Source organism: Dysgonomonas sp. GY75 (assembly GCF_015234155.1).
Taxonomy (GTDB): domain Bacteria; phylum Bacteroidota; class Bacteroidia; order Bacteroidales; family Dysgonomonadaceae; genus Dysgonomonas; species Dysgonomonas gadei.
The window spans coordinates 1-23,878 of record NZ_JADCLQ010000059.1 but is presented as its reverse complement, the minus strand read 5'-3'; the positions used below and the strand labels follow the sequence as shown (position 1 = coordinate 23,878).

Here is a 23,878-nt window from a genome sequence, read left to right as displayed (position 1 = left end):
GTAGATATTCCAAATACCGCTCAGATTATCGTTCAATCAATCCAGATTTTATCCTCATAACTGTCTTTTCATCAACCCATTCAGTCGCAGCCTGATAACTGGCTGACTTATGGTCGTCCCGGCATGCTACACTCCCTGTCCAGTTAATTTCCCTTTCAGATAAGCCGGGTGATGATAGGTCATTTTCAAAGAACACTTACCTAATCCTTGCCAAAGGATATTTCTTATGCTGCCTTGACGGGCGCACCCTCTACCGAATCGAGTTCCTCCTGCAGGGTGTCGCGCTGTATTTCCAGCGACTGGGGGATCTTGAAGAACTGCTCGTGGGTCAGGATGATCACATCCCAGTCCCGGTTCTTTATTTTATGGAATAACCGCTGGCGGTTCTTCGGCTCGAAGTCCTGCCCGGTGGGATACAGCGCCTTGTCGTTGGGATAGGCTTTCATATAGGTGTCCGCGATGGCGAAAATGTTGCTCTTGAGCCCTATAATCATAGGTTTGTGCGCCATTTTGAGCCGTTTGAGCTCATGGGCGGCGATACTCATGATAAGGGTCTTGCCCCCGCCTACCTCGACGTCCACCACCGCGCCGTTTAATAACTTGATCATCCAGACGGTATCGTACTGGCTGCCGTATGGTTTGTCGATGCCCAGTTCTTTCAGCTGCAAGTCCGGGAAGGTCTGGAAACGGCCGTCATAGCGCGGCTTGACGCGGGCGTTGAACATGCGGTTGTAAAGGGTGGACAGTTCTCCTTTGGCCTCGATAGGCAGCCCATCCAGGTATACGCCGAAACCTTCGCGGATCTCATCGATTTTGGCGTTGGCCTCGCGGGTGGCCTCCACATCCGGGATGCGGATCTCTTTCCCGGCGGCATTGTAGCGCCCCGAGGGCATGGTGACCTTCGGGAAGGTGTTCACAAGGGCATGCCAGAACAGCGTCAGCCCGCAGAGGATATTGCTGTGACCCGGCTTGACGGCGTATTTCTTCCGGATTTCGGCGGTATATTCATTTTCAGCATCGATATGGAAGTGGTCCAGGTCGGCGATATAGGTGACCGTTACCGGTGTATTGAATATACGGCTTGCATATTCGTTGTAGAAGCAGGCGGGTATCCACCGCTCCCCCAGGCTCAGGCAGAGGTCGGAGAAGGGGACGGGTTCGGGGATGGCCTTTTCCAGCGCTTCCAGCGACTTGCGGCTTTCCGGGAGATCCCCCGCCTGCGGGTTCGCTTTGATATAGGCGGCTATCTCTTCGGATTTGGCGATCACGTCCCCGGCGATAAAACGCGCCGGTAGTTCATATGCTTTCGACAGGGGATTATAGTAAATACTTCCTTCCAGCTCTTCTACCAGGGCAGCCGCGTCTTTGCCCGAGATGGCGGACATATACTGCAGGTCTACCCCACCGTACTTATTGACCGAAGCGGCCAGAGCTTCATCCGCCTTTTCCACCAGCAGGGCCTTATCCGTCATAAAGGCTACCGGGTGGTCGAAGATGGCAGCCAGCTTTTTCTTCCCGTCCTCGAAGTATTCGAGGGTCAGGATTTCATTACCGAAGACATCCTGCATCAACAGGCGGTAATTCTCACGGCTGTTCAGGTCGCCGTAAGCACGGACGAAGTCTTCGTACCGGGAATTGAGTATATTCCTGGACCCGGGACACTCACGCCGCTGTGCTGTCTCCGTAAAGTGTAAATGGAAATAGCCTTCACGCAGATGGATATAGGCTTTCAGGCGGCCGGCCATTTCCGGGGCAAGTTTCAGCGGAGTGAACAGGTACTCGTTTTCTTCACACTGCTTCTTCGGGTTCCATACGGCTTTTATCGACAGGATGCCCACCTGTCCCCCGTTCTCCACCAATACCCCGTCCTTATAGAAATCCAGTAAAATGCCTTCATACAGGCGGGGGGCCATGCTATGGGCGCTCAACATAGGAACATCGCTGTTCGTGCTACCCGGAAGCAGGACGGCTGGGCTATTATCCGCCGTGCCGGCTTTTATCTTTTGCTTTTGGATGATCTGGCTCCGTTCTTCCTCGGGAATGCCGAACAGGTCGTACAGGCTGGATTCTTTCCCGGGGACAGGCAATATATCCGGAGTACCGTCCTTATCGGCTTCGGGGAATACCTCTTCGGGTATTTCTTCCGCCACCGGTGCTTGTTCCAGGTATTTATCATACAATCCCCTGTCCAGGTACAGGGCGCAGTCCTCCCGGAGCATGGCCTGCAGTTGTCCGGCCAGTTCGTCCATGCTGCCCTCATACAGAAAATTTACCGCGGGCTTCCCGTACTGGTCCGTGCCGGCTTCCGCGCGGGTATGGACTACCCGGCTGAAATCCATATGGTAGTTGTTGACATGGATGCCGCCCAATTGCCGGGTTTGGGAAAAGCTGTACTCGCGGGAAGACTGCTCCGTTTTGCCGCTGTCCTTCTGCAGGAGAATAAGGTCGCTGGGCGCATGGGTACCCGCGCTATCCATGAACAGGTCATCGGGCAGGCGGATGACAGAGACCAGCTTACACCGGTCCATCAGCCACCGGCGGACATATCCGTTACCCGGGGAGTTCATCACCCCCTGGGAGGTGATAAAGGCGATCAGGCCCCCTTCACGGGCAGCATCCACGGCCTTAATGAAAAAATAACTGTGGATATCCCGGCAGCAGCGCTTTTTGTCTTCATCCTTAGAATCCCGGAACACAGGGTCATAGACACGGTAGTCCCCGAAAGGGATATTCGAAGAGATAATATCAAAATAACCAAGGGAGCGCTCCCCGATCGTCTCGAAGCCCGCCCCGTGGATCAGATCCCCGGGATACAGCCCGGACAGGACTTCTGCCGTCAGCAGGTCCTTTTCATAACAAACCGCCGGTGAGCAGGGGTACACCTGCCCGAAGGCTTCGACGAAAACGCCCGTACCGGCGCTCGGGTCAAGGATGCGGCTTGCTTTTATACCCATCCCGGACAAGGCCACGGCTATCGCCACGGCAACCGGCGGCGGGGTGTAGAATCCCGTCAGCACGGAATGCTGCAGGCTATCGCAATATGCCTTATATTGCTCCTGTGAAGCGGAGTATTGGCCGATAATGCCGTACAACAGCTTCGTATCGTCGAACAGCTCCTGCTGGCCGGCGGGCCATTTACTTTTATCGTCCGGATCCTGGTGGGGGCGCAGGATGCATTTCAGGCCACCGAAGCCCGAATACCTCCTTAAAACTTCTTTTTCTTCCGCTGTGGCTACGCGCAGCTCTTGCCTGAGCCGTAAAGCCGTCCGGATAGCAAGGATATTATCCTGCAAATGTTTCTTCTTACTGTATACCATAATCCTGTCATTTTAATTTCAGGCGCCGACACCCGCCAGCGGCGGGATAAGCAAGGCTTTTGCGGGAAATACGACCCGAGCCCCACAGGGCGAGGCGTGGAGATTTCCCGTAAAACCCCTTCAGGGGCCGGGCCTTGAAGCGCATCCCGCCGCTGGGCGGAAATTTGCGGCGGAAAATAAAACGACAGGATTCCCCTTCCGGGAGCGTTTATATCTATTGGAAGGAAGGCTGCCTGCCTTGTACGGGAAAAGATGGTTCGGGATAATTGTTGCTACGGTTGGTTCGGGAATAAAAAAATGAGGATGGGGGTAAGACGCTTTTAGTTTTGTCTTGTAATAAGCAAAGAGGTTAAAACGTTTACATAAGTTAAGTATAGGCTGCACTCAGTGTGTAGTTCAGACTAAGGCGCTTAAGGATGGGATGGAAAATAATGTGAATATACCCTCCATTAAAAGAAAGAAAGGGTGCATGAAAAAATTACTTTCGACGCACACCTCCTGTATATTGTATATATGTGGCTTGCATATTCCCGAGCCGGACGGGATCAGGCAACCATCCGGCTGCCGGTAAGGGATTGGGATTGTCCTCTACGGGCGTAATTCCAGGATAAAGCGGCTCCCTTTGCTGTATGTACCGTCCAGGCTCAGGCTGCCGTTCAGCTTAACGGCGATAAGCGAACAGATAGGCAAGCCCAGCCCGTCACCCTGCGAAAGGTCTTTCATTCCAGTGAAAGGCTTGAACAAGTTATCCCTTAACCCCCCGGGGATTCCCGGCCCGCTGTCGGTGACGATGAACTGGAAGACGCGGGCGCCCCTGCGTTTAAAATCAAGGACGATATAACCGCTTTGCGTATGCAATGCCGCATTTGTCAACAGGTGCAGTAAGATACGCTCCAATTGTTCCCTGTTCGTTTTTATTTTCAAGGAAGGGACATTGACCGAAACCGGGATTTCAGGGCGGATATATCCCCTTACTTTATCCATAGCCGTTTGGCACAAGCAATTTACATCTGTTTCTGTCATTTCATACGGCTCAGCCAGGGAGTTTTCCAAAGCAGACAGTTCCTGTATATTATCGCAGAATTTCTGCAAAGCCCCGGCGCGGGATTGTATCTGTGCGGCCTGTTCAGGCGCCTTATCAGCAATTTCACCGGCTGAACCGGATATCGCATCCAGGGTCGGCGCCATCTGCCCCGATATATTATGTATGAATTCCGATTTGAGCATATTGTGTTCATTGGCTGTCTCGATTCCTTTCTTCAGAGTGCGGTTTCGCGCTATAAAGCGCAACAGGACAATGGCAAGGAAGACCAGCACACCCGCCAATATAACAGAGAGTATGCACAGCCCTGTAATAATATACATCCTTGCCGACAAGGCATCGTCTTTTTCACTGATAAGCCGCAGGCTGCCTTCATATTTTTTCATCTGCGCATCCAGTTCATCTTTGGCTTTCAGGTCTTTCACCGAATCGGCCCACTGGATATAACGGTCGTATGCCAGGCCGGCCAGCGCCGTATTATTTTTTTCCTTCGCCTTTTCGATTATATCCTTATAGACTTCCGCGGCTTTGCCGTATTCCCTGGTTCGCATGTAGCTGTCTACAAGTTTACCGGTAGCGGCATCCCCCTGCGGATGAAGGCCGAATGCATAATAATACCCGGCCTCGGAATATAGTTTCACCCTGTTCAGGGAATCATTACCGGCCTGTTTGGCTATTTCATCCAGTTTGCTTAACTCATTTTTAGCCCGCACGGCGTCTTTTATTTTGGAATAGACCTGCAGGCGTTCATTGGATACGGCAAAACGCAGTTCATCCAGCGGCTTGCCCTGTTTCTCTTCGGCGGAGGCTATCAGTTGTTCCATCTCAAGGAAAAGCCCCAGGCTTTCCCTGGTATAGTATTCGCGCGTATACAGCGCCCCGGCCTGTATCCCGCACTCGACGGCCAGGCTGTAATTGCCTTCCGTGGCGAAGGCCCGGTAAGCCTGCTTGTATAAATAGCGCGCCGTGGTGTACTCCCCTTGTCCGAGCTTCTCTGCGGCCTGCTTCATCAGTTGGGCTGCACCTGCCTTATCCTGTGCCGGGGATTGCGCATTTATAAGGCTTGCCGGGCTAAGGCCTATAACAATGATAAAAAATAGATTCCGGATTTTCATATTTAGTCGCTGTTTAAATTTTATACATTTATTACCCTTTCATGAAGCCTGCGCTAAAACGTATTTCGCCATACCTGCAGGACCTGTATTGACTTTTTGATTACAGCCGCTTCCGGAAAAAGCCCCGGAAGTACGGCAAATGATATTGTTTGTATACCGGAAGACGGATTTTTCATATCCGGGTAAATTTATAGACGCAAAGATAAGCAAAAAGATACAAAACCGGGATATGATACCATCCGGACATTTTTTATAACAGGCGGCGCAGCACTATTGGAAAATATATTAACTCTGTGGCAGGTAAATGCAAAGCGTTGCTGAAAAATTTACATGGCAATTAATAATTTTTCTCTTGTATTTGAGGAATTCTGGTAGAATTTAAACAAAGAAACAGGAGAGATTATGCAGTTGTTCATGCCTGGTAAGGCGTGGGCGTGCCAATCTCGTTTCTTTGGGTTTACCAGAGCCTCTCGAATACGGGATGAAACACGTCCCACGTTCTTTTTTCTACACTACCATGAAAACAAAAACAACACTCCGATTTCTAAACATATCGGTCATAATTACAACCACATTATTGATGATATGTTCCCTTTACATTTTTGTCCATCCTGCACTTTCACACCAGGTATTTATAACCTTATGTACGGTTATACTTATCCTGCTGCCCCTGCTTTTGGCAGGAATATTCTGGTGGGCCCGCATGGACGGCAGGGAATGCGACAGCAGGCACCGGGAATTCATAAGGGAATGTGAAAAGCTGGAGACCCGATTCAGGAAAATAATACTGAGGGCCGGAATATGGCAGGTATATTTTGACTCTTTTAAATCAGCCGGCGGTAAAAAATAGCGCACCCGGTCGAAAAGCAGACACACTGTAATATGTGGCTGTTTTTTACATACTCCCGGCAGCTATATCCCTTTATCCCAGCCTACCCCCGGTAACTATCGGGGTTATACAGTTCATACTATTCTATCCGACAAAACTCCGCATCTTACCCCGTTTGTATATGGAAACATTATTCTATGCTTTGTAAACGAAGCATATCACCCCTTTCTATCCTTTTCCCTCTTTTTTTTCCTCTCACCGGTATATTTTTTTTGAGACAAAATTCAACACTACGACAAATCGCGTCAGTACGCGACAAATAACGACAACAGGCTAATATTCAAATAATTATCCGGTTTTCATTTATATATTTGAGTGGTCAATCAAATTCATAGTGTATGGAAAACCAAAAAAAAGAAATCATCAAAAAGAAAAAAAGCCCTTCGCAAGAGCGGGGTGCGCAAAAACCGGAAGCGCAGGCGATCATCGTCATGGACAAGGAGGCTAAGACACTCGAAGCGGTCAAAACGGCCGACGCGGAAAAAGGCGTCAAAACGGTCCCCGCCACCAAAGAACGCCAAAACGAGTTCCTGCAGGTGGGCCATATCTCCGACCCGCTGGATATACTGATCACCATGGTCAGGAATTTCTACAGCCAGGCGCGTGCCCCAACCTCGCTGGAAATATTCAGGATACCCTTTTCAGCCCTTGAAAAGGGTGTGGGACTACTGGCCGGCTATATGAACGGCATAGGATCAGAGGCGGCCCGCGCTTTTGCGGACAAGTACCGGGCGGCCGTAATCTCCAATAAATCCGCATTGGAAAATAGTAATAACAAAAAAAATGTAACGATGGAAAATCAAAAAAATCCTCAGGACACCGTTCCTGAAAACAACACCGACCGCAAGAACAGGTTTATGCCCTCCCAGATCAACTGGGACGAACTCAAATCATTGGGCATCACAAAGGAGTACCTCGAACAGAAAGGCCTGCTCGACCAGTTGCTGCAGGGCCGAAAGACAAACCAGCTGATCCCCATCTCCATCCGCCAGGGCGGAGCGCATGTCACCTCAGACGCCAAGCTATCCCTGCGCCAGGAACAGGACGGGTCGGTATCCCTGCGCATACACGGGGTCAAAAAAGAACCCGAGCTGGACAGGCTGTATTTCGGGCATGTATTCACCCTCGAAGACAAGAAGAACCTGCTGGAGACAGGGCACCTGGGACGCACAGTAGACCTTTACGACAGGACTAACAACACTTATCCCGCCTTTATCAGTATCGATCCGCTGACAAAGGAAATTGCATCGGTCAGACTAAAAGGAATTTATATCCCGGAAGAAGTGAGCGGAATAAGGCTTCTCGAACACGAAAAAGATGACCTCTACAGGGGGAAGGAGATATTTATCGAAGGTATGATTGCCAAGTCCGGCAAGGAGTTCAACGCCTACCTGCGGGTGGACGCCAATGAGCGCAGGGTCACATACCGCTTCGAGGAGGGACTCGCCAATATCCGTAAGATCGGCGGCGTAGAGCTGAATGACGCCCAGAGAAACGACCTGCAGGCCGGAAAGGCAATCCTGGTCGAAGGTATGGTTAACAAACAGACCGGCGAGCTCAGGGATTCGTATGTCAAGGCGCCCGACCTGGCCACAGGAAAGCTGCAGTTCTCCAACTTCAACCCCGATTCACCGGAAGAAAAGCGCGAGATCATTATCCCACGCTATGTCGGGCAGGTACTGCTTACCAGAGAGGACCGCGAGGAACTGGCCTCCGGAAAGGCCGTCTTTATCAAGGACCAGGTCAGGGCCAGCGGCGAGACTTACGACAGTTTCGTGCGCCTGCACCCGGCAACAGGGGACATACAGCGCAGCAGGACACCTGACGGCTTTAGCGAAGAGGTGAAACCCGAAATACCTAAAGAGATATCAGGGGTTAAAGTGACAGCCAAGATGCGGGCGGACATACAGGATGGCAAAGCCGTGGAGATTAAGGGTGCAAAAACCCCGGACGGGACGAAAGTACCCACCTTCGTCAAGCTCAACAAGGATACCAACCTGCTGAGCTTCTACCGGGAGAATCCCGACCAGGCCAAAAAGGCGACCATCACCGCTGCCAACACGCAGCAGCAGGCGGAACAGTCCCGCGGGACCAAAATAAAGTAAAGGAGTATCCACTTAACTACTATTTTTATTATGGACAAGAACAAAAGGCATGCCTTCCCCGAAGAAAGCGTCAACTGGGCGGAACTCGAAGACCTCGGCGTGTATAAGGAAGACCTCGAACGAAGCGGCCAGATGGACGCGCTGCTCGACGGCCAGAGTACCGAACCGGTAGCCCTGAACCTGATGCTCAGCGGCATCAGCCTGGAACTGGACGCCACACTCCAACTGGTAGTGCAGGACCAGACCGTTACCGTTGAAATTAAGGGCGTTACGCCCGGACAGCCTGCATGTTAAACACATCCCTCTTCTTATTCATTCTTTTATCCATTCATTGATTTTTTAATTATTTATTCACCGGTTCCCTGTATAAGCCATACAGGGAACCTTAAAAAGCGATTACCCAAATGATAGCAATTATAACAGACAATATCCCGGCGGCGAAAGTAATAGCATGCGTACTGGGAATATCCGGAAAAAAAGACGGGTACATGCAGGGCGGCGGCTACCTGCTGCTTTGTACCGGCACCTGCCCGGTGGCATGGGAGCATCCACGGGAACAAACCGCCGGGCTCAAAGACCTGCCCCTGAAAGCCGGAAGCCTCAGGCTGGCTCCGCGAAGGACAGAGACGAAAAAAGGCAGGCGCGCAGATTCCGCGGCGCTCAGGCTGCTGGAAACCATCCGCGGCGTATTCTCCCGCTGCGAAAGGATCATCGTGGCCACAGACCCTTCGGGGGAAGGGGAACTGGCTTTCAGGTATATATACGCCTACCTGGTCTGTACCAAACCCTTCGCCCGCCTGTGGGCGCGCTCGCTGGACGAACAGGCCGTCAGGCAGGGGATTGAAAACCCCGTGGCGGGAAGCCTCTACGACAGCCTATACCTTTCAGCAATGGCCCGGGACAAGGCCGCATACCTGATGGAGATCAACGCCGGGGCGGCCCTGCGTGCCTGTACCGGAAGAGAGCAACTCTTCCCGGGATGGATGCAGCTTCCCGTGCTGGCCATGGTATGCAAGCGCTACCGGGAAGTCGGGGGCTTCAAGCCCCGACCATACACGGAAGCGTCCATTACCGTCAGCAAAGGGGATCGCTCTTTCCGCCTGGCGGCTGCCGGGAGGTTCGACGACCCGGACAAGGCCGAAGATATGTACAGGCACTTAAGGACCTATCCCGCAGCGAAAGTAACTGCCGCAGAGAGCCATGAACTGCATATAGGACCGCCCCTGCCCTACGACCTGCCTGCCCTGCAAAAGGAAGCCGCCCTGCGCCTGGGGATAGATGCGGCACTGGTGCAGCACACAGCGCGGGAATTATATTCCATGGGACTGGCCACTTATCCGCAAACAACATGCCGGCATATCACACGGGAACTGTTTGGCCGGATGCCGCAGCTCATAGAAAGCCTGAAGGGGTATCCCCCGTTGGAAAAACAAGCTGTGCTGCTGTCCGTGATGAAACTGAACGGGCACTGCGTGGATGTGCGAAAGGCAACTTCCCACCACGGGATAGTCATTACAGGAAACAAACCGGGAAAACTGACGGCGCGCCAGGAAGGCATCTATACCCTGGTTGCCGGAAGGATGCTTGAAGCGCTCGCCCCGGCATGTATAAAGGATGTCCTGGAAATAGAGGCGTGCTGCGACGACATCGTTTTTCCCGTAAGCCGCGCCTCCATACGGAAGGAGGGCTGGAGGGCTTTTTCCGGCGCGGAAGCGGACAGCCAAACCGGAGCCGGAAGGAATGAAGGCCGGCCGGAACTCCTGACCGGGGACTACCTGCGTATCACGGGCTGCTCGCTGGTGCAAAAAAAGACGAAGGCCCCGCTCCTGTTTACCTGTGAAAGCCTGCTTTCAGCTATGGAAGAGGCAGGCAAAGGCGCCGGGATCGCCCAACTCCAGGACAGGGTTTCTATTATCGCAGCGCTGGTAAAGAAGGGCTATATCGCGATGCAGGGGAAAGACATCGTACCTACAGAGAAAGGACTGGGGCTGTATTCCCTTACCAGGAATATGGGGATCGCGGGGGAGGATACCGCCGCCGCATGGGACAAGGGTATACGGAAGATAGAAACAGACCCTGCATCATACGGGGATTTTATGGAAACCGTAAGCCGGCAGGCCTCACAAGCTGTCGATGAGATAGTCAGCATCGCAGGCGCGAAAAAGGCCATCCTTAAAACACCTTATATCTGTCCCCGGTGCAGGCTCGGCAAAATCACTTTTTACGAGCGCATGACCAAATGCGCCTATTCAAAATGCAACCTGACACTCTTCCGTCGGGTATGTGGCAAAAAACTGACGGCCAAACAACTCGACGGGCTGTTCCGCACAGGGAAGTCTCCCCTGGTAAAAGGGTTCAGGGACAAGCAGGGCGAACTCTTCGAGGCGCATCTCGCCTTCAACCGTAACGGCGGGCTGCGCTTCGGATATCCGCGGGATAAACAACGGAAAGATAAATGCAAATGCACACCGGGGTATTATTAGCTGTATTATTAGCAGGGAATGCTTCCGGGGATGCGCGCAGCCGGTTTGTTTGGTGCCGGCTGCGTATTTTTAGCATATTTACCTGATAATTAACCACTGTCCATCTATTTTAGCAAAGTACAGGTCTATAAAGAAATACTGCGCCTCCCCCTCGTACCGGTAGGTAAAGGATAAGGTATATTCTAGCGCGCGGGAAGCGCCGGGACATACCACATGCACAAACCTGTTTTCTCCCGTTACACGGAATTGGAGCGGCCCCGCCGGCTCGTGGTATTCCAGCCCCTCAAGGCCGGCGGCGAAGTTCAGGGCTTCGCTTTCCAGCTCTTCCAGTTCCCGGGGACTCCCCTGGTACCGGCTTTTGGCGACGTCTTCCATTTTCACCCGCTGCAACCGGTAAATAACGGAGTCCCGCCGCAGGAAAGCGCCGGCCAACGCCCCAACTTGCGCCGATATGGCATCTATATCCTGCTGCTGCAGGTCCGCACGCTCACCCTCATACTTCGCCGGAAGCGGCCAGGCAAGGAAAAGCGCCGTTTCAGGGAAACCGGGGAGTCCGAACGGCTGGGTGAAAACAACCGGATACAATCCGCCCGATTCGTGTTTCCAGTGATAATCGCACTCGGTACGTCCGGGCAGCAACTCTTCATCGCCGGAAGCGACCCAATAGAGCTGCACATCCAGGTGTGCTTCGCCGGGCTCATCCACATTACCGGGGGCAGGTCGTAGCGGATACGGACCGTGTTGTCCCCACGCAGCAGCCATTGGTTGACTTCCGTGTAGGAAGAATGCGACGAACCGCCTGCGTAAGAGTCTGCCTCCACCCCGTTGACAAGGATAGTGTACGATACGATGTCCGAATTCACCTGCAAAAAATAGTATCGGGCTGACTCATGACAGGTGCCGCCGCGTGCGCCGCAGCAAAGCAGGCAGGCAAAAAGCAAAAGGACGGGCTTGTGTTTTATATACGGTTAAAATCAGGGGGATAAATATAATACATTAAACGGAATTACCCCGATAGCCGGATAAAATTAAAAAAATACGACAAATGACGACAGGACACGACAAATAACGGCAGGATACTCCACGCAAGCGGATTCTGTGTTTTTTTTGTATCCGGAAACTAAAAAAAAAAAACAATTTTAAATCATACGGATATGCAGAACGAGGATGACTTAAGGGGGCTTGCCAAGACAATGGAATTTATGCGGACCCTGAGTATTTTATTTGTGGTGGTACATATTTACTGGTATTGCTACGGGTGTATTGTCAAATGGGGAATAAATATCGGGGTGGTCGATAAAATCCTGATGAATTTTAACCGTACCGCAGGTTTGTTTAACTCAATCCTCTGGACGAAAATATTTGCGGTCGTATTCCTTGCCCTTTCCTGTATCGGGACAAAGGGGGTCAAAAATGAAAAGATTGGATGGGATAAAATATATGCCTGCCTTTTCTCCGGCCTTATCCTTTTCTTTATGGACTGGTGGATATTATCCTTACCGTTGTCCCCGGAAGCCAATGCCGCGCTGTATACCATGACGCTGGCTGCCGGATATATCCTGTTACTGATGGCCGGATTATGGATAAGCCGCCTGCTGAAAGACAACCTGATGGAGGACGTCTTCAACCTGGAGAACGAGTCCTTCATGCAGGAGACACGCCTGATGGAGAACGAGTATTCGGTAAACCTGCCCACAGAGTTCTATTACCGAAAAGAATGGAACAAAGGGTGGATCAACGTGGTAAATCCCTTCCGGGCAAGTATCGTGCTGGGAACACCGGGAAGTGGAAAATCATACGCAGTGGTAAATAATTTTATCAAACAACAGATTTACAAGGGATTCGCACTTTACTGCTACGACTACAAATTCCCGGATCTGAGCGAGATAGCCTACAATACGCTTATAAATAATACGGATAAATATGCCATACAGCCGAAGTTCTACGTCATCAATTTCGACGACCCGCGCCGCTCGCACCGCTGCAACCCGATCAACCCGGCTTTTATGACGGACATATCCGATGCGTACGAAGCGGCCTATACGATTATGTTAAATTTGAACCGCTCGTGGATCCAAAAACAAGGCGATTTTTTCGTAGATTCGCCAATTATCCTGCTGGCTTCCATCATCTGGTACCTGAAAATATATGAGGGAGGGAAATACTGCACGTTCCCCCACGCTATCGAATTCCTGAACAAACCCTATGCCGATATTTTTACCATCCTGACCTCTTATCCCGAGCTGGAAAACTACCTCTCCCCCTTTATGGATGCCTGGAAATCCAATGCGCAAGATCAGTTACAGGGCCAGATCGCGTCGGCAAAAATACCTCTGTCCAGGATGATTTCCCCGCAATTGTACTGGGTGATGACCGGTGATGATTTTTCACTGGACATCAATAATCCCAACGAGCCCAAAGTGCTCTGCGTGGGCAATAACCCCGACCGCCAGAATATCTATTCCGCTGCGCTCGGATTATACAACAGCCGCATCGTAAAACTGATCAACAAGAAAAAGCAACTCAAAAGCTCGGTTATCATCGATGAGCTGCCCACAATTTACTTCCGTGGGCTGGATAACCTGATTGCCACAGCCAGGAGTAATAAGGTGGCGGTATGTCTTGGTTTCCAGGATTACAGCCAGTTAATCAGGGATTATGGAGACAAAGAGGCGAAAGTGATTCAGAATACGGTCGGAAATATATTTTCGGGCCAGGTCGTGGGAGAAACGGCCAAAAACCTCTCGGAGCGTTTCGGTAAAGTGTTGCAGAAACGCCAGTCGATGAGCATCAACCGACAGGATGTATCCACCTCGATCAACACACAGCTCGATTCGCTGATACCGGCATCCAAGATTGCCAACCTCACCCAGGGCATGTTCGTGGGCGCGGTATCCGATAATTTCGACCAGCGCATAGACCAGAAAATATTCCATGCCAAAATCATTATAGACAATCAGGCCGTACAGGCCGAGACAAGCCGTTATGTGCCCATCCCGCAGGTCGTGGATTTCAGGGATGAAGGGGGTGTAGACCGCATGCAGGAACAGGTGGAGATGAACTACAAGCGCATCAAGATCGAAGTCAAACAGATCATCCTGGATGAGATGCAGCGTATAGCTGATGATCCCGAATTACAGCATCTGGTGCAGAAGCCTCAAGGGAAAGAAAAGTCCAAAGAAAAAATGGAAGATGGGGAAGAAGACGCAGAATAAAAAAATGCCGGAAAAACAGGCAATATATTTCCCTTTCCGGCCTCTTTTTGTTTACATTATTATCGCTGTCATTGCGGCTTGTTCCTGACATAGATGGCCTTGCTCTTTTTTTTACTGCTATGTGGCCTTTCTTCGGTCTCAAACAGCGCGTTCAGCGATTTGAACATGCCCGACAGTTTACTGAATCCGTAATTGCGTGAATCGAAGTCGGATTTCACCACCCGCAGAGAATTACCGATGTCTCCCAGGTTGGCCCAGCCCGCATCATCGCTTACCCTGTCGACGGCGCTGCGCAGTAAAGACTTTATCTCTTCGTCTATTTTAAGCAGGCTGTCCGCCTGTTTCCCGGATTTCTTGGCCGGTACGGCTTCTGTTTGTCCCATGGGTTTCGAACCGTTATCTTCGGAGGCATCCTCTTTTTGCAGGATTTCGATATAGATGAATTTATTGCAGGAGGTGATAAACGGCTTGGGGGTTTTCTTCTCACCGATGCCGGTGACCATTTTGCCAGATTCCCGCAGGCGGCTGGCAAGCCGCGTAAAATCACTGTCGCTCGATACGATGCAGAAACCGTCCACATGCTCACGGTGGAGGATATCCATCGCATCGATGATCAACGCAGAGTCCGTCGCGTTTTTCCCTGTGGTCCAGGCATATTGCTGGATCGGGGTGATGGAGTATTCAAGCAGCGATGCTTTCCAACCCTTCATCGCCGGCTTTGTCCAGTCTCCGTAGATGCGTTTAATGGTGGGGATACCGTCTTTGGTGATCTCTTCCATGATGCCTTTTATACTGCTGTAAGGAACATTATCCGCATCTATCAGCACGGCCAGTTTCTGGGAGCCCGCAGGACTAAATTCTTGTTCTACCATAGTTACATTATATCTGGGTTTTCAACGTTTTTCTAAATGTTCTCTTATCCGGAAGTGATGCCTGTTTATCAGTATCTTCATTTGCCTCACCACATAAGTTACGATATAAAAGTAAGTGGATATAATCCTTTTAGTAAGATAATCCACAGATCCTTTCATTTAAAACCCGTATCTTTTCTATCAGGTCTTCAAAAAGTAGAGATTCGCCATAAATCATCGTTTCCTGCATGGTGGCGTAATCTTTTTGCCATGCCGCCATAATATCGGCAGGAGGAACAATTCGAATACTTTTAGGAAGTAATGTCGAATAATCGAAATCTTTCAACCCGATAAAAACCCGGCGATGTTCTATAATGGAACGGTATAGGCTTTCATCTGTCAGAGCTTCTTCCGCTATCTGGGTATTCATTATTTGGACGATGTCATATAAATGACGCGACATACGTTCCGTCCGCATCAACTTCTGTGGTCTGGTGAACTCCTCATGCAGCAGGAATACTTTTTCAAGGAATGTACGTTGCGGGGCAACCGCCCTTACTTCAAACTCCGGTTCACTAAACGGCGCTTCAGTAAATACGTTGTCTATGAGTGAATGAAGAGGGACAAGGACAACAGGCTCACTCATGGACCTCCCGCTAACTTCAACAATTACTTTATGGCGGATATAAGGCATTTCATCATCAAAGACCGACCGATATTCTACTTCGATAATTTCCGGATCTGTTGTCGTAACAGGAGTAATATTTACATGAATGACAAACTTGTTTTCATTAACACCGGTTTCCGCCAGTCTTTCGCCTAAATCATATTGCAGTTTCTCCCTGACGAAAGCGCAGCAAGCGCGCCGGAGCTTGTCACTGATCTGGTTTTTAGACAGTGTACCGCTGAAACCTAAATATTCACGGTCAATAGCTACATCTGCATCTTCCGAGAACCTGTTGATCAGCCCCCAACATTTACTAAGCGAAGTCCCGCCCTTGAAAGAGCAGTGCCCACTGTAAGGCAATGAAAACAAAGCCCGCAAAACGGCTGTTACCCACCAGTCCTTTTCAATGATTTGCCCATTCAGTCCGGTTTCGGCCTGTACTCTCTGGATAACCTCCTGTTGGTCTTTTCCGGATAAGTCTATGTATTTCATCACTCCAATAGTTTTTTACGCACCCAGACAGGAGCTAACTGAATATCCTTTTTCATGTCACCGGCAGGTACGTTCTTCAAATGGGATTTGAGAATTTCCATCTGGGCATCTGTGGCATTCCCTTCTCCGATTTCGCGCATGGCGGTAACAATAAGCATCATCAAACGGGATTGATAAGCAAAGTTACGCATCTCGGATGTATGTTTGAACAAAATACCTTTTCCTTTACCGATAGTAACCCGGCGAGGGGAACCGTCCGTGATGAAGACCGCATTGGCTGGTACCTGGGTGGAAAGCCCCAATAAATTGAGCACATACGCTCCCGTAGGGGCTATCCTTACTTTATCCCGTTTAGCGATACCATTTGCTATTTCCTCAATGCCGGGAGGTATGATTCCGCTTTTCCACCTGGTATCGATCTTCGGGTAATAATAGATGCCGTGTGCAACACGGATAAGAAGAGCTGAACGGCATAAACGGACCAACGCGGATCGGATGGCATCGGACGTGCCGATTGCCGCAAAATCATCCGGGAAGAAAAGAGTGCCATGCCCAGCGGATTCTATCTTTTGTTTTATTTCATTATAAGCGCTTTGCTTCATTGGCTAAGATAATTTTGCCACAAATATATAATAAATTTGTGGCAGAACAAAGATGAAGGCTTCAAATTTACCGATAATATATATAAGATACCTCAGGAAATTAGGAATAAAAGATTCTCTATGAATTCATCAGCAACCTGCTAATGGATTGTGGAGCCGTTGTTATCAGGCCCTTATCGTTTATTTTTAGGTTAACAAAAATTTTAACACGTTAAACAAAAATGTATTTTTGTTTAACAACAACCAAAGGAAAAACTGACAGGATTAGCCGAAACAAACGAATCAGAACGGAAACCTCTTGCAGAAATTCAAACTACTGAATCTAAAGAAGAAACAACTACGCAACAACCTGTGTGTAACTATTGTCTATTTCTTTTCCCTCAATATTTTTTACAACAGGACACTCTTCTCCTTCTCTAATTCGGGCATGCGTTCGTAAAGAACTGTTTTCCCCTTCGCTAATCCTATAATCCTGTCAATGGGATCGGGATTGAAGTTTTCAATATTATTCCCCACAATAATATTTCCTTTATCTAAGGTATTATTCTCAATAATGAAAGTGACCGGATCTTCTTCCAACTCTTTTATAAGTTGCGGATCAATTTTCAGTGCCCGCGCAAACTTTTCAATCATATCGTCCTCGATTAGTTTCTTCTGTCCGTAGAAAGGGACCAGCGCCTGGCTGATACCCATTTTTTCGGACAGAACATACTGGTTCAGGTCCAGGGTATGGCGAAAACGCTTGATGGCGTGCCCGTGATGTGTATTCTTTGTGTGTTTTTCTGCTGTTTCATATATTTCCGGATTATTCGATTTATAAAATCTGTATTCCTATTCCTTATTTGGATAATCTTGCCCATGCCCACCCAGCTCCAGGAAGAATAACGGGCAGTTTTCAGGCTAAATTAAGCGTAAAAAGCCTGTCAATCGTCTGATATCGCCAGAATATCTATCTTATTCGTATAAAAGCACAAATGTATCTGATTTTTTTCCGGTTTCAACATAAAAAACAGGATGACATCAGAAACATTCATAACAAACGGCAAACTTGTTGGAGGAGAGGCAAGACAAAACGTAATAAACGAACCGCCACATTGTTTGCGATACATATATTCCTTGTAATGGGGACGGTATGCTTTTAGGATGATCCGGTTATCCTTTCACGGATGAAAAACCAAGACTATTTCTTTTGCGTTATCACCCACCGGCTCAAAATTATTTTTGAAGTTTGGCTTCAAGCTCTTTAATCTGTTGTTCCTTCTCTTTTAGTAACCTCTCATATAACTCAGTCACCTTATCTAACGGATAATAAATATTTTCCTCTTTTTCTACAATTTTTTGCCCCATAACATCCCCTTTAGAATTATCTCCATGAGTCATTGACATTTCATTATCATATACATGATATGATTTCATAGCCTCCTCTCCGGCACAAAGTCCCTTAAAGAGTAAACAGGCACTTCTAATGCCGCTGCAAGCTTATTCAAAGCCTCATCATCGATCTCATCCTGAAGCTCCAGCACTGAAATCTTATTTTGAGACATCTCCATTTTGAAAGCCAGACTATCCTGTGTCATATTTTTACATATCCGCGCAATCTTAACATTGGGGCCATGTTTGGCTTTTCTTTTGCCTGTTTCCGTTTTAGTTGCAATTTCCATAATTCATCGTTCTTACTGGTTACATCAAAAGATAAACAGACCGTTTCCGGGATCTGCTATATCGTATTTTCGTTCTCCGGTTTTATTCCCCTTAACTTTATATAATACGACAAAATGGTTTTGATTCCAGTGTATGATACAAGGCAGTGGAGCTTCTTTACTTAACTTTTCAAGGGTAACCCTTCCACAGATCGAATGCATACCAAGTTGGTTTGCAACCCCACTGATACCCAATAATGAGACACCGTCTTTAGAAACGCCACATAAGTCATTCAGATAATCTGATGTAAAATTCTTACCATAATACTTCAAGATCATTTGCAAACACGTGGAACCGCATTGCATCGAATCATGCTGTTGTATAAATGGAAATTTCCTCATATACTGATTCAGTAAAGCCTATTTAATTCTTTCTGGTTGGCAGAATTGCTCTTAACTCTTGTTTTTATATTGTTAAAGGTATAACTCAAACTGATTCTCAAGAATCTTGTGTCCTGATTTATTCTCATGCCCTCTGAAATATTTCCATATTCTGTATCGTAATTACCTCCACTATTCTTATGGAAAATATCATACATAGTTATAGTTGCTTTCAGCCTGTCTTTTAAGAAGTTTTTGCGAACACCTGCGATTAGGGTATGTTGCTCTGTAAATCGTCTGATTTCATAATCACCCGGTCCCCTATAATTAAAGTTAAGAAAAACTATAATATCAATATTTGGAATATTATAACTATTATTGAACGTAAAAGAGGACATCATCTTTCTTATCTTCTTCTCTTTATTCATATAGTTTATTGTCATATCAGGAAACATTAGGTTAGAGTTTAATGCTAAAGTATAATTGCCTTTTGTTATTGAATATGATAAGCCTGTATTATAAAATTTTGCTTTATTCAGATTCATATAAGTAAATCGTGTAATATCAGTATTATTATCATCGTTAATACCGACAAATACGATAGGATTTTTTTCTGTTTCCACACTCGCTGTGAAGTTCAGTTTCTTCCAGAGAATTAAACCAATTTCGAAATTGTCGGAATATGAAGGTTTTAAATACGGATTTCCTATAATATAGGATAACGAATCAAGATAAATCACATTCGGATTGATTTGTGAAAAAAGCTGCCTGCTAATGGATTTATTATAATTGATATTTAATTCAACTTTAGGAGAAATAACATAGTTTAACCCTATATTTGGGAAAAATTTACTTGAGGTCAGTCTATTGTGCTCCAAGCTCTCTGTAGTTTTAACTTTTGAGTCTGTATATTCATAGCGGATACCCGCCTCAATTGTTAATCCTCTAATATTCTTACTGAAATTAAGATAGGCAGCTGAAACTTCTTCGTTAGTAATATTGCTGTCATAAGAGTTTAATTTTGTCGTATTCAGATTGTGGTTTTCACTATATCCATTGTTTTTTATTTTTGAATATTTACCTCCAAGTTGCGAAGTTATCCCCATAACTTCAAATTGATAATCTGCCGACAGATAATATACATCATATTTGTTTTGTGAATTAATTAAAGACCGCGCATAGTCTGTACTAATTATATCAATCTCGTCCATGTTCGTTTTTTCCGAGTATTTCTTATGTGCATAACTTGCATTAAGATTCAGTGTATTAACAGAATCCCTGTTAATTGTATAATTGAAGTCAATAGTATAATAATCGTCGTTTTTATTTTTGACAGAATTAAGATCTCTTATTCTGGTCTCGGATATATTACTTTTAGTAATCTTTTGGTTTCTATATTCATCCCTGGTATCATCAGTGAAACTCCCCGCAAATTTTAGTCCCAAATAATCATTATTACGGATCTGATAGTCTATACCGGCAAAAAGATTGTGATTTTTGTTAGAATAAGATTGAATGGTATTTGAGATATTATCCATTGTATAATCCTTATTATATATTGTTTGGAAATAATCAGCATATTGCTTCTGATTATATACGCCATATGAGTAACTGTAAAGGCCTGAATATCTACCTATATTCTGAATTATCTGCAAACCGGCCCTGTCACTCACTTTTCTTGCGATAGTCAATTTATTATAGAGTTGAACCATCGTATTATCTTTTCTTGATCTCTTTGTCCTTATAACAATGACCGGCCGGCCGGAAGCATTATACCTGGATGAAGGATTCCTTATAATTTCAACTTTACTTATATCATTTGATTGGAGCGTGTTTAATTCATCTTTGTTGACAACTTCCTTATTGTCAATATAAATAATAGGACTACCTTTCCCCATAACAGATATTTGTCCCCCGACATCTGAAATAAGTCCCGGTGTCCTGCTCAACATATCAGTAATAGAACCTGCATCGCTCAATACGCTATTTTCTATATTTACTATTGACTTATTGTTGTTGTATGTAATCAATGGCATTCTTCCTGTTACTACAACTTCATTCAGGTTGTAAGAAGAATTGTTTAATGAAATAACCGGTAAGTTTACAATACTATCTTTTTCTGTGACAGAAAAAGGATATAGTTGTTTACTATATCCCATCGATGAAACATCCAGGATATACTTTCCTTTTCCTGCGATTTCAAGTCTAAAATTTTCTGTAATGAATGAACCTGTAAGTATGACTGTAGAATCAGGATCAGATAATATCTTTACCAGATAATAATCGACACTTTCATTTTTATTATCTACAACTCTGCCTTTAAGCATTGTCTGGCTAAAAGATAACTGAATCGGACTCAATAATAAAGAAAGAGATACAATACAATAGGAAAAGAGTTTCATTTTGGTAATATTAATGTGTTCTAAATAGATTCTATATTAAAAAAGACGAAAGAAAAGATGACAATGTTACAATAGGCTATTGAGATATACTTTGTGCTGGGAACTTTTGGTTATAATATAGATCTAATATTGTACCAAAATCCTCTTCTCTAATAGGACATACATCATATTTAATATTATTTTGCTTGAAATTTAACCTACGGAGATTACATCCCCGTCGCATATTGGGAAAAAAGAACATGATAAACATTTTTTATCCGAGAACATATCAGTCCCCAAAACATATTCTGATATGAGAGAAATATTTCTGTTATTATCAAAGATGTTTCCTATTACCCGCTCCAATTTTCCGACATCTACCCAGTATTTATATAACTCTCCTTGTGTTCCGGTTACATAAGAATTGAGGAAAATTGCAGTACAGCCGCTAAGTTTTGGTTTTGGATACAATGAAAGTGGTGAAAAATTATCTTTCTTTACTAATTTCTCAATATATCGAATTTTATCTTGATCTTTTAAACAGGCAATCTTGCAGCCATTATTGTGGTCGTTAACATATTTCATTGAAATCTCAAAGTTTTGTCCTTCCCATCTTTTTCTTAATTGCTTGTGCAGCACAGGAAATTCTTCTTCGTTTCCCTTGTGAACATTTACCCTCACTATTACATGGCAGTCAGGCATCAATCTGAACACTCTTTCTATATTTTGTATTATAATATTATATGTTGGTATCTCTGATTTATGAATTCTACTCATATTATGAGTGCCTTCCAATCCATCAATTGTTATTTGGATGGACCGCAGGTTAAAATCATTAAAAAAACACATCTTTCATCATCAAGTGTAAGTGAAACAAGTGTGAATTTTGTGAGAATTTACCACTTATCTTTAGGCTACTTATCTATTAAACTATTTATTGAATAATTTCTTTCTATGATTACTTCCCAAAATATGTAATTCTTTCATTATATTTACTACGACTTAATGACAAGATATTGAATAAAACCCTAAACAAAATCATATTATGTCCCAAATGATAAAAAATAGAATATCAGGAAAAATAATCTCTGTATTCTTTGGTCAGGTTATTAATAGAAACGATTGTAAAAAACACACGTTCTTGTTTTTATTTATGATCTTAACCTGTCATTCCTACATACACTCTCAAACGAAATACTTGATAAAAGACAAAGATGGATTTGACTTCATTCTTAATGTGGCTGTTGATGGTAATACAATAAATGGCTTTACAAGAGAAAAAGCCTTACTTGACTATACTTCAAAGTTTCAATTTCAATTGATTAAAGCTGCAAGTTCATTGAAGCACCCCGAAATTATCAGGTTTAATGCGATCTTAACAAATGATAAATTTGAGGGAACTTATGACTACCTGTTTTCTTCCTATAAAGTAATTGGAAATATCGAAAGAGATTCCATTTCCTATTCCTTATTTAAGGAAAATGGGGAATTATATAATACTTACAAAGGAGAGACAATAATTGATTACTCAAAAAAAGACTATGGACAAATTGCCGAAGATATTATCAAAATAACAGAAGAAAACATCTTTGACCCCCAAATTATACAGTCAAAAAAATGGAAGGAAGTTAGAACAAAAATGCTATCTACCGCATCAACGGCATCAGATGATTTGGAATTTCAAACTGGCTTCTTTGCATTAGTACGAAATATTGGTTTCTCACATTATTATATATTTAAAAATATCACTTCATTAAGCAAAACAAGTCAGAAACCTTCACTAGAAGAAATCAATTCGAATACGGTAATATTGAAAATAGGTAGTTTTCTGGAAAAAGTAGAAAATATCAAGCCGCTACTGGACACAATTCAGCAAAAAGCATATAGTAATTTAATCATAGATTTAAGAGATAATACAGGGGGTAATTTTAAACCGGCATCCCTTATCGCTAATTTCCTGACGGATAAAGAATTTATTAGCGGTTTCTTTCCTAATAAAAATTGGTATCAGGAATATGACCGGCTACCGGATAAACAAGACATTGAAAAGTTCTGCATAATAGATGGAGATAGTACAAATATAAATTCAAAGTATGGATTTTATATTAGCTCTAAAAGGAATAAAAATAGTTTTAAAGGAAATGTTTATTTTCTTGTCAATAAGAAAACAGGTAGTACAGCAGAAGCATTAGTTATTCAAGCAAATTCCGGTTACAGGAAAATAACACATCGTTCACTGGCTTTCGATCGAAAGGTATACGCCTTATCCGGCAGTAAGGAAAATATTATTAAACACAGGCCTGTCATTATTTGCAAGTATGGCAATGAAAGTCCTTCCCGCCGGCAGCCATTACACACTCCGTATCTAAGATGATGATGGGCAAAGACCTAAGAATACCGGAAAAAGCGGAACAAACAAATCCAATAGCCTGCCGTAAATATGCCGGCTGAAATTTCAGAACTCCGTTTAGCTGTCCTATCTTTGCGATAAGACAATAATCCGGCAGTAACACCCCCGGGGCAAGTCCCGGGATTGAAATCCCCGGGAGTACGAGAAATTTGCCGGTAAACGAACAATACATATGGTAACAATAATTACAATCCAATCTTAAACTATGGCGACATTAAAATTTATCCTGCGTCCCTCCGCGCGTGGGGGTCGCAGCCAGGGGAGCCTTTGCCTCCGGCTGATCCACGG

The 23,878-nt window shown here is 45.7% G+C and carries 19 protein-coding genes; 7 read left to right on the top strand and 12 right to left on the bottom strand.

Going from position 1 to position 23,878, the window contains the following annotated elements; translation table 11 throughout:
• Positions 1 to 224: 224 nt before the first annotated feature.
• Complete coding sequence (locus IR083_RS22235) at positions 225 to 3,317, bottom strand: N-6 DNA methylase (RefSeq protein WP_194225984.1); 3,093 nt, start codon at positions 3,315 to 3,317, stop codon at positions 225 to 227.
• A gap of 465 nt (positions 3,318 to 3,782) precedes the next feature.
• On the opposite strand from IR083_RS22235, the gene IR083_RS24860 reads away from it, so the two are divergent.
• Positions 3,783 to 3,917: a hypothetical protein gene (locus tag IR083_RS24860; protein WP_262893194.1), complete on the top strand. Its 135-nt coding sequence runs from the start codon at positions 3,783 to 3,785 to the stop codon at positions 3,915 to 3,917.
• Here IR083_RS24860 and IR083_RS22230 read toward each other — a convergent pair.
• Positions 3,906 to 5,474: a sensor histidine kinase gene (locus IR083_RS22230; protein ID WP_194225983.1), complete on the bottom strand. Its 1,569-nt coding sequence runs from the start codon at positions 5,472 to 5,474 to the stop codon at positions 3,906 to 3,908. The genes IR083_RS24860 and IR083_RS22230 overlap by 12 nt on opposite strands.
• 517 nt (positions 5,475 to 5,991) lie before the next feature.
• On the opposite strand from IR083_RS22230, the gene IR083_RS22225 reads away from it, so the two are divergent.
• The 4 genes from IR083_RS22225 (at position 5,992) to IR083_RS22210 (ending at position 10,951) form a co-directional block, all read left to right on the top strand.
• Complete coding sequence (locus IR083_RS22225; protein WP_194225982.1) at positions 5,992 to 6,324, top strand: hypothetical protein; 333 nt, start codon at positions 5,992 to 5,994, stop codon at positions 6,322 to 6,324.
• 377 nt (positions 6,325 to 6,701) lie between these two features.
• Positions 6,702 to 8,468 (top strand): DUF3945 domain-containing protein, encoded by a 1,767-nt coding sequence (locus tag IR083_RS22220; protein WP_194225981.1) that lies wholly within the window; start codon positions 6,702 to 6,704, stop codon positions 8,466 to 8,468.
• A gap of 30 nt (positions 8,469 to 8,498) precedes the next feature.
• Positions 8,499 to 8,762: a DUF4099 domain-containing protein gene (locus IR083_RS22215; protein ID WP_194225980.1), complete on the top strand. Its 264-nt coding sequence runs from the start codon at positions 8,499 to 8,501 to the stop codon at positions 8,760 to 8,762.
• A 110-nt stretch (positions 8,763 to 8,872) separates the two neighbouring features.
• A complete protein-coding gene (locus IR083_RS22210) occupies positions 8,873 to 10,951 on the top strand; it encodes a type IA DNA topoisomerase (RefSeq protein ID WP_194225979.1) in 2,079 nt (692 codons plus the stop codon).
• A gap of 78 nt (positions 10,952 to 11,029) precedes the next feature.
• On the opposite strand, the gene IR083_RS22205 is transcribed toward IR083_RS22210, so the two are convergent.
• Entirely contained in the window at positions 11,030 to 11,713 is a 684-nt protein-coding gene (locus IR083_RS22205) for a hypothetical protein (protein WP_194225978.1), read from the bottom strand.
• Between the two features lie 392 nt (positions 11,714 to 12,105).
• On the opposite strand from IR083_RS22205, the gene mobC reads away from it, so the two are divergent.
• Complete coding sequence (gene mobC / locus IR083_RS22200) at positions 12,106 to 14,166, top strand: conjugal transfer protein MobC (protein ID WP_194225977.1); 2,061 nt, start codon at positions 12,106 to 12,108, stop codon at positions 14,164 to 14,166.
• Between the two features lie 68 nt (positions 14,167 to 14,234).
• Here the strand turns inward: mobC and IR083_RS22195 are convergent, their stop codons facing one another.
• From IR083_RS22195 to IR083_RS22155, 9 genes are all read right to left on the bottom strand, one after another.
• Complete coding sequence (locus IR083_RS22195) at positions 14,235 to 15,038, bottom strand: NYN domain-containing protein (RefSeq protein ID WP_194225976.1); 804 nt, start codon at positions 15,036 to 15,038, stop codon at positions 14,235 to 14,237.
• A 130-nt stretch (positions 15,039 to 15,168) separates the two neighbouring features.
• Positions 15,169 to 16,176 carry a nucleotidyl transferase AbiEii/AbiGii toxin family protein gene (locus tag IR083_RS22190; RefSeq protein WP_194225975.1) on the bottom strand — a complete coding sequence of 336 codons (1,008 nt, stop codon included), beginning with the start codon at positions 16,174 to 16,176 and terminating at the stop codon, positions 15,169 to 15,171.
• Positions 16,176 to 16,778, bottom strand: coding sequence for a DUF6088 family protein (locus IR083_RS22185; protein WP_194225974.1), 603 nt, complete (start codon positions 16,776 to 16,778; stop codon positions 16,176 to 16,178). Before IR083_RS22185 ends, IR083_RS22190 begins: the two co-directional genes overlap by 1 nt.
• 390 nt (positions 16,779 to 17,168) lie before the next feature.
• The gene (locus IR083_RS22180) at positions 17,169 to 17,471 is read right to left on the bottom strand and encodes a hypothetical protein (RefSeq protein WP_194225973.1); all 303 of its coding nucleotides are present in this window, start codon (positions 17,469 to 17,471) and stop codon (positions 17,169 to 17,171) included.
• A gap of 522 nt (positions 17,472 to 17,993) precedes the next feature.
• A complete protein-coding gene (locus IR083_RS22175) occupies positions 17,994 to 18,194 on the bottom strand; it encodes a hypothetical protein (protein ID WP_194225972.1) in 201 nt (66 codons plus the stop codon).
• Complete coding sequence (locus tag IR083_RS22170; RefSeq protein WP_194225971.1) at positions 18,191 to 18,439, bottom strand: helix-turn-helix domain-containing protein; 249 nt, start codon at positions 18,437 to 18,439, stop codon at positions 18,191 to 18,193. Before IR083_RS22170 ends, IR083_RS22175 begins: the two co-directional genes overlap by 4 nt.
• 24 nt (positions 18,440 to 18,463) lie before the next feature.
• The gene (locus tag IR083_RS22165) at positions 18,464 to 18,820 is read right to left on the bottom strand and encodes a cysteine peptidase family C39 domain-containing protein (RefSeq protein ID WP_194225970.1); all 357 of its coding nucleotides are present in this window, start codon (positions 18,818 to 18,820) and stop codon (positions 18,464 to 18,466) included.
• A gap of 8 nt (positions 18,821 to 18,828) precedes the next feature.
• The gene (locus tag IR083_RS22160; RefSeq protein ID WP_194225969.1) at positions 18,829 to 21,201 is read right to left on the bottom strand and encodes a TonB-dependent receptor domain-containing protein; all 2,373 of its coding nucleotides are present in this window, start codon (positions 21,199 to 21,201) and stop codon (positions 18,829 to 18,831) included.
• 192 nt (positions 21,202 to 21,393) lie between these two features.
• Entirely contained in the window at positions 21,394 to 21,975 is a 582-nt protein-coding gene (locus IR083_RS22155; protein WP_194225968.1) for an SPASM domain-containing protein, read from the bottom strand.
• 250 nt (positions 21,976 to 22,225) lie between these two features.
• Here IR083_RS22155 and IR083_RS22150 point away from each other — a divergent pair, with 250 nt between their 5' ends.
• Positions 22,226 to 23,554 (top strand): S41 family peptidase, encoded by a 1,329-nt coding sequence (locus IR083_RS22150; RefSeq protein WP_194225967.1) that lies wholly within the window; start codon positions 22,226 to 22,228, stop codon positions 23,552 to 23,554.
• The last annotated feature ends 324 nt before the right edge of the window (positions 23,555 to 23,878 follow it).

Coding starts and splice junctions, on each gene's coding strand:
- IR083_RS22170 (WP_194225971.1), bottom strand. CDS start 18,439: ATGGAAATTGCAACTAAAACGGAAACAGGCAAAAGAAAAGCCAAACAT.
- IR083_RS22150 (WP_194225967.1), top strand. CDS start 22,226: ATGTCCCAAATGATAAAAAATAGAATATCAGGAAAAATAATCTCTGTA.
- IR083_RS22190 (WP_194225975.1), bottom strand. CDS start 16,176: ATGAAATACATAGACTTATCCGGAAAAGACCAACAGGAGGTTATCCAG.
- mobC (WP_194225977.1), top strand. CDS start 12,106: ATGCAGAACGAGGATGACTTAAGGGGGCTTGCCAAGACAATGGAATTT.
- IR083_RS22215 (WP_194225980.1), top strand. CDS start 8,499: ATGGACAAGAACAAAAGGCATGCCTTCCCCGAAGAAAGCGTCAACTGG.
- IR083_RS22185 (WP_194225974.1), bottom strand. CDS start 16,778: ATGAAGCAAAGCGCTTATAATGAAATAAAACAAAAGATAGAATCCGCT.
- IR083_RS22230 (WP_194225983.1), bottom strand. CDS start 5,474: ATGAAAATCCGGAATCTATTTTTTATCATTGTTATAGGCCTTAGCCCG.
- IR083_RS22195 (WP_194225976.1), bottom strand. CDS start 15,038: ATGGTAGAACAAGAATTTAGTCCTGCGGGCTCCCAGAAACTGGCCGTG.
- IR083_RS22210 (WP_194225979.1), top strand. CDS start 8,873: ATGATAGCAATTATAACAGACAATATCCCGGCGGCGAAAGTAATAGCA.
- IR083_RS22235 (WP_194225984.1), bottom strand. CDS start 3,317: ATGGTATACAGTAAGAAGAAACATTTGCAGGATAATATCCTTGCTATC.
- IR083_RS22225 (WP_194225982.1), top strand. CDS start 5,992: ATGAAAACAAAAACAACACTCCGATTTCTAAACATATCGGTCATAATT.
- IR083_RS22175 (WP_194225972.1), bottom strand. CDS start 18,194: ATGAAATCATATCATGTATATGATAATGAAATGTCAATGACTCATGGA.
- IR083_RS22180 (WP_194225973.1), bottom strand. CDS start 17,471: ATGGGTATCAGCCAGGCGCTGGTCCCTTTCTACGGACAGAAGAAACTA.
- IR083_RS22165 (WP_194225970.1), bottom strand. CDS start 18,820: ATGAGGAAATTTCCATTTATACAACAGCATGATTCGATGCAATGCGGT.
- IR083_RS22220 (WP_194225981.1), top strand. CDS start 6,702: ATGGAAAACCAAAAAAAAGAAATCATCAAAAAGAAAAAAAGCCCTTCG.
- IR083_RS22205 (WP_194225978.1), bottom strand. CDS start 11,713: ATGGCTGCTGCGTGGGGACAACACGGTCCGTATCCGCTACGACCTGCC.
- IR083_RS22160 (WP_194225969.1), bottom strand. CDS start 21,201: ATGAAACTCTTTTCCTATTGTATTGTATCTCTTTCTTTATTATTGAGT.